General features: G+C 67.4%; 13 protein-coding genes. 7 read left to right on the top strand and 6 right to left on the bottom strand.

Translation table 11 applies throughout. From position 1 onward, the window contains the following. Positions 1-15: 15 nt before the first annotated feature. Positions 16-1,212: an MFS transporter gene (locus AL755_RS21395; protein ID WP_054012743.1), complete on the bottom strand. Its 1,197-nt coding sequence runs from the start codon at positions 1,210-1,212 to the stop codon at positions 16-18. Positions 1,213-1,272: 60 nt separating this feature from the next. Next, complete coding sequence (locus AL755_RS21390) at positions 1,273-1,938, bottom strand: GntR family transcriptional regulator (protein WP_160318947.1); 666 nt, start codon at positions 1,936-1,938, stop codon at positions 1,273-1,275. A gap of 119 nt (positions 1,939-2,057) precedes the next feature. Here AL755_RS21390 and AL755_RS21385 point away from each other — a divergent pair, with 119 nt between their 5' ends. After that, on the top strand, positions 2,058-2,249 hold the full coding sequence (locus tag AL755_RS21385) for a hypothetical protein (protein WP_054012742.1): 192 nt from the start codon (positions 2,058-2,060) through the stop codon (positions 2,247-2,249). A gap of 135 nt (positions 2,250-2,384) precedes the next feature. Beyond that, positions 2,385-3,644, top strand: coding sequence for a 23S rRNA (adenine(2503)-C(2))-methyltransferase RlmN (gene rlmN / locus AL755_RS21380; protein WP_054012741.1), 1,260 nt, complete (start codon positions 2,385-2,387; stop codon positions 3,642-3,644). A gap of 77 nt (positions 3,645-3,721) precedes the next feature. Here rlmN and AL755_RS21375 read toward each other — a convergent pair whose 3' ends face one another. Continuing rightward, entirely contained in the window at positions 3,722-4,372 is a 651-nt protein-coding gene (locus AL755_RS21375) for a peptidyl-tRNA hydrolase (protein WP_054012740.1), read from the bottom strand. 251 nt (positions 4,373-4,623) lie between these two features. Here AL755_RS21375 and AL755_RS21370 point away from each other — a divergent pair, with 251 nt between their 5' ends. The 5 genes from AL755_RS21370 (at position 4,624) to AL755_RS21350 (ending at position 10,595) form a co-directional block, all read left to right on the top strand. Further along, entirely contained in the window at positions 4,624-5,652 is a 1,029-nt protein-coding gene (locus AL755_RS21370; protein ID WP_054012739.1) for a LacI family DNA-binding transcriptional regulator, read from the top strand. Positions 5,653-5,664: 12 nt separating this feature from the next. Further along, on the top strand, positions 5,665-6,390 hold the full coding sequence (locus AL755_RS21365) for an HAD family hydrolase (RefSeq protein ID WP_054012738.1): 726 nt from the start codon (positions 5,665-5,667) through the stop codon (positions 6,388-6,390). A 28-nt stretch (positions 6,391-6,418) separates the two neighbouring features. Further along, entirely contained in the window at positions 6,419-8,779 is a 2,361-nt protein-coding gene (locus tag AL755_RS21360) for a glycoside hydrolase family 65 protein (protein ID WP_054012737.1), read from the top strand. A gap of 50 nt (positions 8,780-8,829) precedes the next feature. Continuing rightward, on the top strand, positions 8,830-10,080 hold the full coding sequence (locus AL755_RS21355; protein WP_445290486.1) for an aminotransferase class I/II-fold pyridoxal phosphate-dependent enzyme: 1,251 nt from the start codon (positions 8,830-8,832) through the stop codon (positions 10,078-10,080). 86 nt (positions 10,081-10,166) lie between these two features. Beyond that, complete coding sequence (locus tag AL755_RS21350) at positions 10,167-10,595, top strand: DUF2695 domain-containing protein (protein WP_054012736.1); 429 nt, start codon at positions 10,167-10,169, stop codon at positions 10,593-10,595. 75 nt (positions 10,596-10,670) lie between these two features. Here the strand turns inward: AL755_RS21350 and AL755_RS21345 are convergent, their stop codons facing one another. The 3 genes from AL755_RS21345 to purB all read right to left on the bottom strand — a co-directional run bounded on the left by AL755_RS21345 (position 10,671) and on the right by purB (position 17,463). Next, a complete protein-coding gene (locus AL755_RS21345) occupies positions 10,671-11,504 on the bottom strand; it encodes a patatin-like phospholipase family protein (RefSeq protein ID WP_054012735.1) in 834 nt (277 codons plus the stop codon). Between the two features lie 165 nt (positions 11,505-11,669). Beyond that, on the bottom strand, positions 11,670-15,653 hold the full coding sequence (locus AL755_RS21340; RefSeq protein WP_150117203.1) for an alpha-L-fucosidase: 3,984 nt from the start codon (positions 15,651-15,653) through the stop codon (positions 11,670-11,672). A 367-nt stretch (positions 15,654-16,020) separates the two neighbouring features. Then, the gene (gene purB, locus AL755_RS21335; protein ID WP_054012733.1) at positions 16,021-17,463 is read right to left on the bottom strand and encodes an adenylosuccinate lyase; all 1,443 of its coding nucleotides are present in this window, start codon (positions 17,461-17,463) and stop codon (positions 16,021-16,023) included. Positions 17,464-17,560 lie beyond the last annotated feature (97 nt).

The following is a 17,560-nucleotide window of genomic DNA, read 5'->3' as shown; positions in this document are numbered from 1 at the left end:
TGCCTGCTGAGGCGGCTATGCCGTGGTGCGGCGCAGTCCGACGGCGACCAGTCCCAGGCAGCCCAGGCAGAGCACGGCCACGGCCCCCAGCAGCACGGTGTAACTGGCGACGCCGGCCAGGCCCGCCAGCGCCATGGGCAGCAGGAAGCCGATGTAGCTGAGGCTGTAGTAGACGCCGGTGAGCCCGGCCAGATCGCGGCCCGTGGCGATCCGCTGGATCTCGACGAGTCCCGATACGAGCGCGATCCCATAGGAGGCGCCCAGCATGATCGCGGCCACGGCACCCGCCACGAGCGAGAGGTAGTGGGCGTTGACGGCCGCGATCACCAGGCCGGCCATCATGGCGGCCATGCCCACCAGCACGGCCCGGCCGTTGGTGGCCTTGTTGATGTGCGCCGTGAATGGCTGCACCAGCGCGCCGGTGCCAAGGGTCAGCACCGTCAGGAGGGTGGCGTAGCCCAGCTGCATGGTGCCCAGGCGGGCGCTTTCCAGCATGGGGATCACGGCATAGGCGACGCCGGCCGTCGCGAAGATCCACGGTGCGGCCGGCAACACCACCCTGCGGAAACGGTGGTGGCCGGCCAGCGGGACGCGGAGATCGGCCAGCAGGGACGTGGTTGGCCTGCCGGCACTAACCGTCTCCGGCGCCTTGGCCAGGGCCGCCAGGGCGGCGAGGCTCAGGACAATGTGCAGCACATACGGGGTGGTGGTGGGCCACGGACCCCACTGCGCCAACGCGCCCGATGCCCCGGCGCCCAGCCCAAAGCCAAGCGTGAGGGCCAGTGACGGTCGGCGGGCCCCTGCGGTCGCATCGGCGGCCGAATCAAAGGGTGGTGTGGAGAGTTCCTTGAGCCAGCTGGTGCCCACCGCCATGCCAATTCCGACGCCGGCCCCGGCCAGCATGCGTCCGGCGCACATGAGCAGTTCGTTGCGGAAGAACAGGGCCAGGATGATGCTGGCCGCGATGCCCAGGATGACGCCGACGGCGGTCAGCGGCTTGCGGCCGTACCGATCGGAGAGCGGGCCCGCCAGCAGCAGTCCGGGGACAAGGCCCAGGACGTAGGTGGCCAGGAAGAGGTCGACGCTCATGACCGAGTAGTGGCCGATCTCGCGGTAGAGGCTGAGCAGGGGAGTGAAGTGGTTCCCTCCCCAGGCCATGACGAAAACTGCGGGAGCGGCACGAAGCCAGGATGCGGCGCGGGCGGCGCGCATGGAAATCACTGTCCTTTGGGTTGCTGCGGGGTTGCTGCGGGGGGGGTGTGCGGAGCCGGGCTAGTTGGCGGTGACGTGGCGTTGCAGGAGGGCCTCGTAGCCGCGGTGGTCCGCCGCGGCCAGGAGCTCGGCCAGCTGTGCGTGTTCGGCCACGAAGCGCTGCAGTTCGGCGGTGTTGGCGCGCACCGTAAGGCAGGTTAGCCGGGCCAGTCGCGGCCCCAACTGGGCGTAGAAGTCATCGATGATCGGGTTGCCGGAGCCGGCCACCACGCGGGCATGGAATTGGTGGTCCGCCCGGGCAAACGCCGGCACGTCAAGGCGTGCGGCGGCGTCGCGCTGGATGTCCAGCAGGGTGGCAAGGTCGCCCGAGGTGGCGGACGGGCCTGTGCCGGTTTGGAGTTCCACGGCGCGGGATTCAAGCATGATGCGCGCCTGTAGCAGCTGGGCGGTTTCCGCGGGGTTGGGGGTGGTCACCACGGCGCCCTTTTTGGGGAACAGCCGCAGTAGGCCCTGCGATTCCAGCAGCAGGAACGCCTCGCGGACGGGCGTGCGGCTGACGCTTAGGCGCTCGGCCATTTCACCCTCGGTGATCAGCGTCCCGCCGGGCAGGCCGCCATCCACGATCTCGGCGCTGACGCTGCCGTAGACGCGTTCCACCGCGGTCTTGGCGGAGGTTGAATCAGGGTGCCAGGACCAGTAGCGGCTGATGTGCGGGGTTGATGCCATGACTCCATGATAGTTGATAAATACATTGATAAATGCAACAGCTTGGTCAAGGCTTCCAACCATTGAACCCGGCACGCAACAGGCATAGCGTTGAAGGACATCCAAGGGGGTGGCCAAAAATGGAGATTCATCTGTGGTGGCTTGAGCTGGACATGGGCGCCAAGGAGTGGCTGCGCGAGAACGCCGACGCCGATGTCCTGCCGGACCATGTGGCGGCGGCCGTGCTGGCAGCCGGTGGCGAAATGGCCAACGGCACCCTGACGCGGCGCGAGTGGGACTTCATCGAAACGCAGTCGGAGTTCGTCGATTGACCGGTCTTGATCACGCCCGGCCTTGATCCTGCGGCCGGGCGCACGCGCATGCCCGGCGCGGGCGGATCGTGTGAATAATGTGATCTTCGCGGCCAAGACGGGACATGGCGGGCCGGGTAGTGGAGAATGGAAAGGATGACTTCCCCCAAAAACACTCCCAGCCCCGCCGTCGACGCTTCTGCCGCGACAGCCACCAAGACACGTCCTGCCCGCCGTGCGGCCCAGGTCATGCCTGCCACCGAGGGCTGGAAGCAGGCGAAGGACCCGGGCGGACGCCCGCTGCTGCAGTTCAAGTCCCCCCGCGTATCCCAGCCGCCGGTGCACCTGGCCGACCTGACGCTGGCCGAGCGCGAGGAGAAGTTCAAGGAGATGGGCCTGCCGGCGTTCCGCGCCAAGCAGCTCTCCGTGCACTACTTCCAGCACTACACCACAGACCCCGAGCTCATGAGCGACCTCCCCAAGGACCGCCGCGCCGAGATCGTGGACACCATGTTCCCGAAGCTGCTGACCGAGGTCAAGCGCCTCACCACGGACAACGGCGACACCATCAAGTTCCTGTGGCGCCTCTTTGACGGCTCCCTCGTGGAGTCGGTGCTGATGCGCTACACCGGCCGCGTCACCCTGTGCGTGTCCAGCCAGTGCGGCTGCGGCATGAACTGCCCGTTCTGCGCCACCGGCCAGGCCGGACTGACCCGCAACATGTCCACCGCGGAGATCCTTGACCAGATCGTCCAGGCCAACCGGGTCATCGCCGAGGGCGGGCTGGGCCACCTGCGCCGCGACGGCGGGCACGACGCCGAACGCGTCACCAACATCGTCTTCATGGGCATGGGCGAGCCGCTGGCCAACTACAAGCGCGTCATGAACGCCGTGCACCGCATGGTGGCCGACGGCCCCGAGGGCCTGGGCATGTCCGCCCGCGGCATCACGGTCTCCACCGTGGGCCTGGTGCCGGCCATCAACAAGCTGGCCGAAGAGGGCCTGGGCATCACCTTCGCCCTGTCGCTGCATGCTCCGGATGACGAGTTGCGCGACGAGCTGATCCCGGTCAATGACAAGTGGAAGGTGGACGACGCCCTGGACGCGGCGTACAACTACTACAAGGTCACCGGCCGCCGCGTGTCGATCGAGTACGCGCTGATCAAGGACATGAACGACCACCCGTGGCGTGCGGACCTGCTGGCCAAGAAGCTCAACCAGCGGGGCCGCGGATGGGTCCACGTGAACCCGATTCCGCTGAACCCGACCCCCGGCTCCATCTGGACCTCCTCCGAGCCCGAGGTCATGCAGGAATTCATCGACCGGCTCATCGACGCCGGCGTGCCCACCACGCTGCGCGACACCCGCGGCAAGGAAATCGACGGCGCCTGCGGCCAGCTGGCCGCCGCGGAGTAATTTCCTTTTAGGCACCTAAGCAAGGACGACGGCGGAACCCAGGTTCCGCCGTCGTGCTTTTCTTTTGCGCGGGCCGGCTAGAACTCGGTGACCACATAGGCCGTGGTGGAGCCGGGCTCGATCTCGGTGCGGCCCGCGTCCTGGATCACGGGGCCGGCGGACTTCCGCTGCCCCTTGCGGAATTCCCGGGGGCCCGCGCGCACAATCCCCACGGGGAAACCGGCGGCCGTCCAGGCCTCAACGGCCGGTTCGCCGGCCTCCAACAACCACGCAAACAGCGCATGGGCAGCCTGTGCGGCGGACTTTCCCGTCGACATGCCCAGGGAATCGTTCAGGACAATGGTCAGCGGCTGCGGCGCCAACGGCTCGCCGGCGGGCAGCTGCGTGCCCGAAACCTGCAACTTGGCCAGCAGCTTGGGCAGGGCGTCGGCCGGCACGGGAGCCAGCCCCGCAGCGCTGGCCGGTCCGGACGTGGCCAGGACGTGCTCGGGGAATGCCGCCAGGACCTTGGCAAACATCTTGGCGTCGGCCCGGCGCACCGATTTTGCAAAGGCGCCCTCCGCCCACTCCCGCCAATCCGGATTTCGCGGATCCCGCAGGAACGCCTGCACGGACGCCAGTGCGGCGGCTGCGATTCCGTGGCCTTCGTCGGCGGGGTCCTCCCGGTCCACCAGAAGGATGATGGGCTGGACCAGTTCGCGGGGCAGGTGCTCGATTAATTCACTCACCGGACAAGCCTATGCCGGTGTTCCGCACCGGGTTTGCCACGTGCTTTTCCCCTGCGCGCGACACGCCGGCGGCGCCCGCGCCCACACCGTGGCTGCGGAGCCGAACCCGGTGTGTCGTGCGCATGGTCCGAGGCCCCCGGATCGCCCGGAACCGCGGGGCTTGATTCGGAAAATATAAGCGCTTACAGTTGTCGATGACGGTGCGACATCGCCACCGAATTTCTTGGCTGGAAAGGGCTGGTACGTGTCGCATGGCTAAGACTCAACGCGCCACAATTCAAGACGTTGCCGTGTTGTCCGGATTGTCGATTTGCACGGTGTCGCGGGCACTGCGGAATCTGCCCAATGTGTCCGAAAAGGCCCAGCGCCTGGTCGCCGAGGCGGCGCAAAAACTCGACTACAAGGCGTCCTCCGCGGCGTCCCGACTGGCCGGCGGCAGCACCGGCTCTATCGCCATCATCGCCCCCACCGCCACGGCCTGGTTCTTTGCCCAGGTGGTGGAGGCGGCCGAGGAGGTGTTTGCCGACAGCGGCTTCGACACCGTGCTGATCAGCCTGCGCAACTCGCCCAGCGTCCGCCAGCGGATCCTGGGCGACCTCGCCGGTTTGGCCCAGCGGGTGGACGGGGTGCTGCTGCTCAACATCGACCTGACCGCGGAGGAGATCGCCGAGGTGGCCGGCAGCGGCCTGGCCGTGGCAAGCCTGGGCATGACGGGGGTGCCGTGGGACAACGTCGGCATCGACAACGAGCACGCCGCATGGCTGGCCACCAGCCACCTGCTGGAATTGGGCCACTGGAACCTTGGAGTCCTGACCGGCCGCGAGCTGAACGGGAATTCCGTGCAGACCTCCGCGGACCGGCTGAAGGGATTCAACCGGGCCGCGGCGGAGAACGACCTGACGGTGCACCCGGACCTGGTGGTGTGCGCGGACTCCTCGATCGAGGGCGGGCGCCGGGCCATGACAGAGCTGATCGCCCACCGGACCCTGCCCAGCGCCATCTTTGCCGAATGCGACGAGGCCGCATTCGGCGCCCTGATGGCCCTGCGCGAACACGGCCTGTCCGCCCCCAAGGACGTCTCCATCGTGGGGCTGGACGACCACCCGATGAGCTGGTTCATGGGCCTGACCACCATGTCCCAACCCGTGGCCGACCAAGGCGCGTTTGCGGCAAACCTGCTCTGCGAACGCCTGCAAAACCCCGCCGGCCTGGGCGAACCGGGCCATCACCTGATGGCCACCAAACTCATTGAACGCAAAACCACACGACGGAAACGCTGACAAGGACCCGCCATGAAAACACAGACTGAAACCTGGGAGGGCGCCGCGGCGCTGCTCTTCGACCTCGACGGCGTGCTGACGCCCACCGCCGTCGTCCACGAAAAGGCCTGGCAGCAACTCTTTGACGGCTTCCTCGCCGCCACCGGGCATCCGCAGGGCTACCGGGAAAGTGACTACTTCGACTTCATCGACGGAAAACCGCGCTTTGACGGGGTGCGGGACTTCCTGACGTCCCGCTCCATCACCCTGCCCGAGGGCCCGCTCGACGACGACCCCTCGAACAACACCGTCCACGGCCTGGGCAACCGCAAGAACCTGGTGTTCAACACCATCGTGGAGACCGAAGGCGTACAGCCCTTCCCCGGTTCGGTGCGGCTCGTCGAGGCGGCACTGGAACGCGGCATCAAGCTCGCCGTGGTCTCCTCCAGCCGCAACGCCCCCGCCGTGCTGGCCGCCGCCGGGCTGGACCACTACTTCCCCGTGGTGGTGGACGGCCAGGTTGCCGCCGGCGTGGGACTTCCCGGCAAACCGGACCCGGCCACGTTCAGCTACGCCGCACAGCTCCTTGGCATCCCGGACACGGAGTGCGTGGTGGTCGAGGACGCCGTGTCAGGAGTCCAGGCCGGGCGCGCGGGCAACTTCCGTGCCGTCATTGGCGTGGACCGCGGCGCCGGACACCAAACACTGCTCGACGCCGGCGCCACGTTCGTCGTCGACGACCTTTCCGACCTCCTCTAACGCACGTCCCGAAGGATAAACTCTGCCCATGGCACTGATCAGCTCCGATCCCGTCCGTTTCCCCTGCGACCCGTGGAAACTGGTGGAAACGTCCCACGACCCCGCCGACGACGGCACCCTGGAGACGCTCATGGTGGTGGGCAACGGCCACCTCGGCATGCGCGGCGCCTGGAGCGTCGGCGGTGACGGCGTGCTTCCCGGCACGTTCATCAACGGCTTCCACGAGGTGTGGGACATCAAGCACGCCGAAAACGCCTTTGGCTTTGCCCGGACGGGGCAGCGGATTGTCTACGTGCCCGACGCCAACAACTTCACGGTCAGCATCGACGGGGAGCTCCTGTCGCTGGCCGAATCCACGGTGCTCGACTACCGGCGCAGCGTGGACTTTGCTACCGGACTGTACGAATCGGCCATCACCTGGGGCTGCCGCTCCGGGGCCACCGTGACCACCCTGGAACGCCGCGCCGTCGGCTTCGACTCGCGGGGCGTCCTGGGCATTGAACTGTCCATCATCACGGACCGTGAGGTGTCCGCCGACGTCACCTCCGCCGTCGTAAACCGGCAGGACCGCCCGGCCGCCGATCAATCCGCCCACGACCCCCGCCGTCCCGGCCGCCACGCGGACCGGGTGCTGGTGCCCGTGCAAATGCACGGCACCGACGGTTCACTGCGCCTCCTGTGGGAGACGGCCGCGTCCCGCCAGCGCGTGGCCGTGGCCGTGGACCACTGCGTCACCCCCGAACAGCAGCCGTTCGAGACCCTGGTGGATGAGGAGGAATCGAGCGTCAGGTACGTTTTGGCCATTGACGCCGGCGAGCGGTTCGTCCTGGCCAAGACCGTCAGCTACGCCGTCAACGGCGCCGACGCGCTCCACAGCGAACGGCTCGTCCAGGACGCCGAGGACGCCCTTTCCACCGTGGCGGAGATCTTCGCCGACAGCGCCGCGCACTACGCCCGGTACTGGGCCACCTCCGACGTGGTGCTGGGCGGGCAGCCGGCACTGCAGCAGGCCGTGCGCTGGAACCTGTTCCAGCTGGCCCAGGCCACGGCACGTGCCGGGGTCTCCGGCATCCCCGCAAAGGGCGTGACCGGTTCCGGATATGAGGGCCACTATTTTTGGGACCAGGAAATCTACCTCCTGCCGTACCTGACGTACACGAATCCCGGGGCGGCCCGGCAGGTGCTCGAGTCCCGGCACCGGATGCTTCCCGCCGCCCGGCGCCGGGCCACTGAACTGAGCGTGGACGGGGCGTTGTTCGCCTGGCGCACCATCAACGGCCAGGAGGCCAGCGCCTACTACGCCGCCGGCACGGCCCAATTCCACATTGCCGCGGCCATCGCGTTCGCCGCCAACCGCTACGAGTGGGCCACCGCCGATCCGAACTTCCAGAAGCAGATTGGCGCCGAGCTGCTCGTCGAGACGGCCCGCATGTGGGCGTCCCTTGGCTTCTTCGGCAAGGACGGCATGTTCCACATCCACGGCGTCACGGGCCCCGACGAGTACACGGCCGTGGTCAACGACAATCTCTACACGAACGTCATGGCCCGCTTCAACCTCCGGGCCGCGGCAGCCCTGGGCGACGCCGCCGGCGTCAAGGAATCCGAACGGTTGGTGTGGGGAGAAGCCGCGGACAGGATGTCGCTGCCCTTCGACGCGCACCTGGAGGTGTTCAGCCAAGACAACGACTTCATGACCCTGGAGCCGTGGGACTGGTCCACGCCGCGCTCCAAATACCCGTTGCTCCTGCACTTCCACCCGCTGGTCATCTACCGGCACCAGGTGCTCAAGCAGGCCGACACCGTGCTGGCAATGTTCCTGCAGTGGCAGGATTTCTCGGCGGAGGAAAAGCAGCGCGCCTTCGACTTCTATGACCCCATCACCACGGGCGACTCCACCCTGTCCGCCTGTGTGCAGGGCATCATGGCCGCCGAGGTGGGGTATGCGCGCACGGCCCTCAAACACTTCACCGACGCCGTGTTCATCGACCTGGACAACACGCACACCAACACGATTGACGGGGTCCACATCGCCTCTGCCGGCGGCATCTGGAGCTCCCTCGTATGCGGGTTCGCCGGCATGCGCGACCAGGGCGAGCACCTCCACTTCGACCCCCGGCTGCCCGCCGATTGGGACGGGCTGTCCTTCAAGCTGCTCGTGCACGGCGCCACCTTGTCCGTTGACCTGACGCCGGACGCCATCACCTTCCACCTGCAGGACGAGTCCGACGCCGACCCGCTCACCGTGGACGTGCGCGGCGAACTGGTGCGGGTACATGCCGGGCAGGCCGTCACCGTGCCGCTGGCGCCGGCCCCCGTGGCCGTGCCCACAGTGTTCCCCAGTTCCTTCCCCACCACCGGGATCCCCGTGATCGGGACGGGCCTTTCGTGACGGGAGGGTCCGGGACTGGTCAGTCCGGGGCTGGTCCGTCCGGGGCTGGTTTGTCCGGCCCGGGCCGCCTCACGGTGGCTGCCCGGGCCCAGGTGCCGCCGTTCGCCGTCATGGACATCCTCGCGCGCATTGCGCAACTGCGTGCCGCCGGGCGGGACGTCATCTCGTTCTGCGCGGGGGAGCCTGGAGGGGGAGCGCCGTCGGCCGTGTCCGCGGCGGCCGCGGCACTCCACGCCTCCGCGACACCGCTGGCGTACACGGCGCCGCTGGGCATAGTCGAGCTGCGCGACGCCATCGCGGGGCACTACAAGCGGTGGTACGGCTTGGACGTGCCGGAGCGGAACGTGGCCGTGACCACCGGATCCTCCGGCGCCTTCCTGCTGACCTTCCTCGCAGCGTTCAACGCCGGCGACCGGGTGGCACTGGCCCGCCCCGGCTACCCGGCCTATAAAAACATCCTGCGGGCGCTCGGCATCCAGGTGGTGGAACTGGACTGCGGGCCGGAGAGCCGTTACCAGCCAACGCCCGCCCAGCTGGATGCCGCCGCCCGCGAACACGGGCCGTTGTCCGGGCTGGTACTGGCATCCCCGGCGAATCCCACGGGCACCATGGTCACCCGGGACGAGTTGCATGACCTGACACTGTGGTGTGCCGCGAATTCCGTCCGGCTGGTCAGCGACGAAATTTACCACGGCATCACCTACCCGGCCGCCGGATCCGCGGACACCCGCGGCGTGTGCGCCTGGGAACTGGACCGCGCCGGCGTCGTCATTTCCAGTTTCTCAAAGTACTGGGGCATGACGGGGTGGCGACTGGGCTGGGCGATCGTGCCCGACGACCTCGTGGACGCGGTGGATGCGCTCGCCGGCAATGTGGCGCTGTGCCCGCCGGCCCCGGCCCAACTGGCGGCCGTGGCGGCGTTCAGCCCGGAATCGTATGCCGAGGCGGACGCCTTTGTGGCCGACTTTGCCCGCTCCCGCGCCTACCTCTTGGCCAACCTGGACCGCCTGGGCTGGGGCGGTGCGGCCCCGGCCGACGGAGCCTTCTACCTATACGCGGAACTGGGTGCGGCCATGGACGGCTTCGCCGATTCGGCCGCGTACTGTTCGACCCTGCTGGAATCCGCGGGTGTCGCCGTGGTGCCCGGCCTGGACTTTGACACCGTCCGCGGGCGCGGCACGGTCAGGCTCAGTTTTGCCTCTGGGTACGACGCCGTCCGTGAGGGTTTGGAGCGGATTGTCGCGTTCCAGGATGGCCGCCGGGCCGGGCACGCTGCCGCTGTTCCTCCACAGCCCCGGTAGCTCCAGGATCCGCCCACAAATCAGCCTTCCGGGCTGTTGGGGTGCCCCAACAGTGGAAAGGATGGAGTCCTAGGAAAGGAGCTCCAATGGAAGGGATGGTGCCGGGCAGTCCCGGCGTCTCTGGCGGTGACAACGCGGCCACCGGCATGGATGCGGAACTGCGGGAGATATCGGAGGCCATGACCCGGCCGCGACCGCATGAATGCGTGGCCTGCTACGTCTATCGAATGCTCGAATTTGGCTGCGACGGTCACCGGTGGGTGTCGCGGTACCGGGAACTGTCCGCTCCGCGGGCAACGGCACTGGAGCGGAGGTTGGCCGGCAAGGGCGGCTATTGCGACTGCGAACTGTTCATGAACGTTTTCTTTGCCAGTCCCCGCTTCTTCAAGACCAACGACGACGGCGACGTCGTTGAGCAGCCCATGCCCGGTTGCCGGGGCGTCTGGGGCGGGTCAAGCAAGGCTTGCGATTTGTGGGTGGGGCGCGATGAATACAGGTGGGCCTATCCCTACTGACACGTCCACCACCCGCCCCGAAGGGCAATTGGGTCCCCCTCAACCGAGCCGCTCAGTCCCACGCTTCCCAGGAACTCAACCCCACAGCCGCTTGACCTCTTCGGCCACCGAGAACGCCTGTGTACGGCCGGCCGTGGCTGCGGCGGCCCGAACGGCGGGGTCGAGGGAGTTCCTGCCCATGGCACTCTTTGCGGCGGCGTCCGGGGACAGCACGAGTGAGCGGACGCCGGGGCCGAGGGCGGCCAGCTGCCCGGCCACCGACCAGCGTTTTCTCAGCGCCATGGAGATGGGAGCCAGTACCAGGATCATGTCGCACCCGGCAGCAAGGTCGGTGTTCGTCGCCGAGAGCGAGCCGCCGTCGATGTACCGGTTCGCGCCGATCGTGACGGGCGGCCAGACGGTGGGGACGGCGCAGCTGGCGGCGACGGCGTCCGCCAGGAACACTCCGCTGTCCTTGTCGAAGACACGGCGCGCCCCGGTTTGGGCATCAAGGGCGGTGATCAACAACTCGGCCTGGGGCCAGCCGGCATTGCCCACGCGTGCGGCGATCACGGCGCGGCGCTCCGCCTCGGGGATGGTGGTGGCGCGCAGTGCGGCGCGGCCGATCCGGCGCGTTATTGCTGCGTCGTCGCCGGGCAGGAGCTGCGGGCCGAGAAGCTTTAGTATGTTGCGGAGCCCGAATTTTGCAGGAACTTCGTTCCCGGGGTCGGCAAGCTGTGCGGCATATGCGTCCTCGGCGGAGGTCCCGGACGTCAATTTCGCGGCGACGCTGGGTCCCGCCGAGGTACCGATGATGCGGTTGGCGGTGCGCAAGTCGATGCCGCGCTCGGCCAGGCCGGCGATCATGCCGGTTTCCCAGCCGATGCCGCTCACCCCGCCGCCACCGAGGACAAGGGCTCTGCTGCTCATGGTTCTCCTTGCTGGAACGCCGGCCCGCGAGGCGGGGGAGTCGCTTTGCTTCATCGTAGCCCCGGGCCGTGGTCCACCGAACCGCGAATGGGCAGTTGATGTGCGGATTTGGAATCCGCGCATCAACCGCCCATTCGCGGGGCCCGGGAAACCCGGGAGTTCTACTTAGGCGCGCTTGCCGCGGCGGCGCACCATCAGGACCGAGAGGGCCCCGCCAAGCAACAGCAGCAGGCCGAACAGCCCCGCAGCCGAAGCCGTGGCGCCAGTGCTGGCCAGCCCACCGCCGCCGGGAGCGGTCGACGGCGTTGTTGCCGCGGCTGTTGATTTACCTGTTGCGGACGCGCTGCCGGTCGAGGTGACCGTTGCCGTTGAAGTCGACGTGGCCGGCGCGGACGTCGACGGGTCCGTCGTGGCAGTCGGATCCGCGGTTCCGGTCGGCTCCGTTGTCGGGTCCTGGGTGGGATCCGTGGTGGCCGTCGGGCTCGTGCTCGGATCCGTCGTCGGCCCGGCAGACGTCGTCGGGTCAGTCGTGGGCTCCGTTGTTGCCTGCGCCGCCGTCACCGACAAGGGTGCCGTGGCCGTGACGGAACCCGCCGTGACGACGATCTGGTGCGTGCCGGCCTCCGTGTCGGCGGGAATCGTCACCGTCAGGGTGGCGGTTCCGTCGGCCTTGGTGGTGGCCTTGGCCAATTCCACGGGTGAGGAGTGCAGTTCCACCGTGACCGTGGTGTTGGCGACAAATCCGGAGAGCGAGAGCCCCAAGGCCTTGCCGGCTTCCACGGTTGCCGCGTCCACGACGACCGCAGGTGGAGCCGGTGCCACGGGAGCGTCAACAACCCAGCCCTGGGTGGCCAGCTTGGCGAACGTCTCCGTCAGCGACTTGCCACCGATCACCGGCGCCGCGCCGTCACCGTACGTGGTGACCGTGACGGGAGCGTCCTTGGTGCCGTATCCCCAGAAGTGGGTGTCGGAGGCGGCACAGTTGGTCCCGGCCTTGAAATGGATGGTTGCGCCGGTGGCGATCTCCGCCTGACGGAACTGCTCCAAGGAGTTGAACGGCCGGTCCTGGGTGCCCGTGCCCGCAACGGGCGCGAGGCAGTCAACGTAGAGGTCCTTCACCGCTGCCGGGGCGGCGGCGAGGGTCCCGTACAAGGAGACGTTGGAGAGGAAGGCGGGGGCGCGCGTCGCGGTGACGGTGATGCGGAACTCCTGGGCCGTCACCGTGGAGGCGAACTTTTGGATGCGCAGGACGCCGATGTTGCCGACGTCGGCCACCTTGGTCCAGGTGCCGTTGACCTTTGCCTCGACCGTGAAGTTCTCCACGGCCTCACCGTGGTTGAGGACGTCCTCGCTCAAGGCGATGCGGTCCACTGCGCGCGGAGATCCAAGGTCAATCCCCACGGTGCCGCCCTTGGCCAGGGCCTGGCTGGCACCGGTGCGGGCGTTGTCGTCGGTGATCAGCGCGGTTGACTCGCCGTTGATGGTGGCCGGGAGGCCCAGAGCGTAGTCCGCGGTAAGTGTCTTTTGGCGCTCCGCTGAGAAACCTTGCAGGGCCGTGACCGATGCCGGGGCAAACTTGCCCGTGGTGGTCGGGGGCACGTTGAGCAGCAGCACCGAGTTCCGCCCCACGGAGTCGTGGTACTTGGTCAACAGGGCTGCCGGCGTCTTCGGCACGTCGTTGGGGTGGGCAAACCAACCTCCCGTGAGCTTCATGTCGGCCTCGGCGGTCCACCAGTGCAGGCTGTTCGCGGCACCGGACTTCACCGATTGGATGACGGACGCACGGGCGCCGAGGTTGGCATCGGTTTCGTTGGGAACGGCGCTGATCTTGCCACCGTCCGTGGGGACGCTGACGGGGACCACGTTCCACTCGCTTTGGCGGGCGGTGCCGTCCTCGTTGCCGATCCAGCGGACGTCGTTGCCGCCCACGGCCACCACGGCCTTGGGCTGGAGCTTGCCGATCATGTCGTAGAAGGCGGGGTAGTCGTAGGTCTCGTGCTTCGCGGTGTTGCCCTGGGCGCCGTCGAACCAGACCTCGTCGACCTGGCCGTACTGGGTCAGCGTTTCGTACAGGGTGTTCAGGAAGTAGGCGCCGTAATCGGTGGCCTGGTACTTGAACTGGGGCAGGTTCTTGCCTGCGCGGTCATCGCCGGGCACCAGCGTGGGGATGGTGCGTTCGCTCTTGGCGCTGCCGTTGCCGAAGACGCCGAACTCTTCCTGGTTGGAGTCGGCCGGGGACATGTACAGGCCCACCTGCATGCCGTACTTGTGGGCGGCGTCGGTGAATTCCTTGACCACGTCGCCCTTGCCGTCGCGCCAGGGCGAGGAGGCGACGGTGAACTTCGAGTAGCGGGACGGGTAGGACATGAAGCCGTCGTGGTGCTTGACGGTCAGGATGGCCCGGCGGAAGCCGTTGTCCCGGAGCGTCTTGACCCAGCTGTCGGCGTCGAAATCGGTGGGGTTGAACCGCTTCGGGTCCTCGGTGCCGTTGCCCCACTCCTGGTCGTAGAAGGTGTTGATGCCAAAGTGCAGGAACGCCGTCTGGCGGGATTCCTGCCACTCAAGCTGCGGCAGCGTGGGGCGGACCAGGGCGGACTTGGCCAGGATGTTTTCGGAGCAGTCGGCGGTCGTGACGGAAATGTAGTTGGCCGGGTCTGCCAGCAACGGCGTGCAGTTTTCCGGCGCCGTCGTGGCGATGTCCTGGTAGGTGAAGGCGGCGGGCTTGTAGCCGTCCGTCAGCAGGGCAAAGCGGGTCTTGTTCAGGGAACCCTTGAAACCGCGGGAGGCGGAGGCCCCAACAAGGTCGTTGCCGAAGCCGACGGTCTGCGTGACGGCGCTGTTGCGGGTTGAGAGCCCAGATCCTTCAACGCTGGGAAGCTCGACGCCGTCCATGCCGGCGAACAAGGTCACCTTGCCGTCCGCTGTGGGTGCGTAGGCGATCGAAAAGGTGTGTTCCTGGTCCACGGCGGGCAGGGCGATGGAGTTCTTGAAGTCCACCCAACTGCCGCCGGCATCGGTGCTGTAGCCGTACTCAAAGGAGCTGCCGTTGGCCGAATACCGGGCAAAGAAGTTGCCGCCCACGGCGATCAGGGTGCCCTGGGCAACCTGTCCCGAAGTGGGCGTGAACACCGTTTCGGCCACGAAACCCTTGTCCAGGCTTGCCGTTCCCAGGGAGACATCGGTGGACGTAAAAGCGACGCCCTGGGTGCCGCCCGTGAGGGTGATCTTGCCGCCCGAAATGACTTCGGTGCCGGCCCGGGTCTTCAGCGAACCAAGAGCCAGCTCGGACGCGGTGGGGGCGTAGGCACCCGCGGTTGCAACGCCGTCGTACCCGACATCCAAAAGGTCGGTGGTGGCGGGCTTGGGCTGGAGCTCAAAGTCGCCGGCCTTGAACGCGGCGGTGGCCGCGGCCAGGCGGACCTCGTGCAGGGTTCCGGTGAAGCCGCGGCTGGAGCCCCCGGAGTTGACCTCGTTGCCAAACACGAACGCGGAGCCCTGGCCGGGAGAGTTCTGGGCCGGGGCGTCGCTGGTGACGGCCGGCAGGACGACGCCGTCGAGCATGACCGAGAGCGTGACGCCGGAGGGGGTGGGCAGGTAGTGGAAGGACAGCGCGTGTTCCTGGTTCAGGGCCGGGTAGTCCGCCTCCTGCATGTGGGTGGACCAGGACGACGTTCCGGACAGGGAATCGAAACCGTAACGGAGCTTGCCGTTCTGGGAGCGAATGTAGAAGTTGCCGCCCGCGGAGACGATCGTGGACATGGAGGCGGAGGCCGTGGGCGTGAACCGGACCTCGCCGAGGAAGCCCTTGTCGGCCTTGTCGGTGCCCGTCGTCAAGTCCGTGGGGTCGTAGCGAATGCCCTGTGTTCCGCCGGCAAGCCTGACGCCGGATTGGGCAACCTGCGTCTCCGCGCCGTCGATCCGGTGGAGCACGCCGTGCATGATCTCGGTGCCCGTGGTGGTGTAGGCGGTGGTGCCGACGAGGGAGCCGTTGAAGCCGACCCTCAGCGAATCCGTGGCCGCAGCCTGGGCCGACATGGCCGGCACGATCAATGCGGCAACGAGTCCTGCGGTTGCGAGCGAGGCTATTACGGGTGTCTTGCGCGACCGTTTGGGCGGTTCCGCGTTCGGTCCGGGTTTCGTGAAAACCATAGGTGATGTCCCCTTGTGTGCGATTGGTCAGGAGCAGCACCGGGAATTCGAAGATCAAAGACGGCGCCGTCCCACTTCACATCCGCTTAAACATCGGATGTATCGCAGTTACCGTATCAGCCTATTCACAGCTTGTGCGGAAATTAGCACAAAATTACGCGCAAATAGTGCCAGTTGGGGGAAGCCTTCGGACAAGCGGATCCGAAAACATCCGATGCGTGTTCGGGGATTGGATGTTGAGGAGCCGGAGCCTTGGCGGGTACCCGTCCCGTGCGCCGCAGTCGTCCCCTTAAAAATCGAACGGGCATTTAATGCTGATGTCGGTCAACAACATCAGCATTAAATGCCCGTTCGAAGCGTGGTGGCGCTACTTTTGCAGGTGGTCCACCAGCGACTCGGCGATGCCGATGTACGTGCCCGGGGTCAGGGCCAGCAGGCGGTCGCGGGCGGCGTCGGAGAGGCCCAGGCCGGAGACGAACTCCTGCATGCGGGCGGCGTCGACGCGGTGTCCGCGGGTCAGGTCCTTGAGGCGCTCGTACGGGTCTTCCATGCCCTCGACGCCGGCGATGGCCTCGGCGCGCATGACCATCTGGATGGCCTCGGCGAGGACCTCCCAGTTGTGGTCGAGATCGTCGGCCAGGACAGCCTCGGCGGTGTCCAGCCGGCCCAGGCCGCCCAGGACGTTGTTGATGGCCAGCAGGGAGTGGCCGAAGGCGACGCCGATGTTGCGCTGGCTGGAGGAGTCGGTGAGGTCGCGCTGCCAGCGGCTGGTCACCAGGGTGGCGCCGAGGGTGTCCAGGAGAGCGTTGGAGATCTCCAGGTTCGCCTCGGCGTTCTCGAAGCGGATCGGGTTGACCTTGTGCGGCATGGTCGAGGAACCCGTGGCGCCCGGGACCGGAATCTGGGCGAAGTAGCCGATGGAAATGTAGCTCCACACGTCGGTGCACAGGTTGTGCAGGATCCGGTTGAAGCGGGCCATGTCGGCGTACAGCTCGGCCTGCCAGTCGTGGGATTCGATCTGCGTGGTCAGCGGGTTCCAGGTCAGGCCCAGCGCTTCGACGAAGCCCTTGGCGACGGCTTCCCAGTCGGCGGCCGGCACGGAGGCGTAGTGGGCGGAGTAGGTGCCGGTGGCGCCGTTGATCTTGCCCAGGAATTCGGTCTTGGCAACGCGATCCAGCTGGCGGGAAAGGCGGTGCGCGGTGACGGCCAGTTCCTTGCCGAGCGTGGTGGGCGTGGCGGGCTGGCCGTGCGTGCGCGAGAGCATCGGCACGGCGCGGTTTTCCTGTGCCATCTCGGCGATCTTGGCAACCAGGGCACGTGCGGCTGGCAGCCACACGTCCTCCACTGCACCCTTGACCCCCACGGCGTAGGAGAGGTTGTTGATGTCTTCGCTGGTGCAGCCAAAGTGGACCAGCGGCTTCAGGCGCTCCAGGCCCAGGGCGGCCAGGCGGTTGCCGATGAAGTATTCCACGGCCTTGACGTCGTGGACGGTGACCTTTTCGATGTCGGCCAGTTCCTTGACCGATGCTGCGTCAAACTCGGTGACGATGGCGCGCAGGCCGGCCTGCTGCTCAACCGTCAGCGGCTCGGTGCCCGGCAGTACAACGTTGTTGGTCAGGTGGATGAACCACTCAACCTCCACGCCCACGCGGTCGCGGTTAAGCGCGGCCTCGGAGAGGTAGTCGACCAGCGGCGCCACGGCGCCCGAGTAACGGCCGTCGAGGGGTCCCAGGGCGATCTGCTCGGAGGAAGCGGCCAGGGACAGGCGGCCGGAAGGGATGCGGGCTGTGGCGGAAGCGGATTCAGACATGGGTCAATTCTTTCACGAACCGGCATCTCCTCCACAGCCGGGGCCGCAGGCCGGATGCTTCACAATTCGGGAGGTTGGCCTGTCGGCCGGGTTCGGG

It is taken from the genome of Arthrobacter sp. ERGS1:01 (genome assembly GCF_001281315.1).
Classification (GTDB): Bacteria; Actinomycetota; Actinomycetes; order Actinomycetales; family Micrococcaceae; genus Specibacter.
Note: the sequence above shows the minus strand (reverse complement) of the source record. Positions and strands in the feature narration are given on the sequence as shown.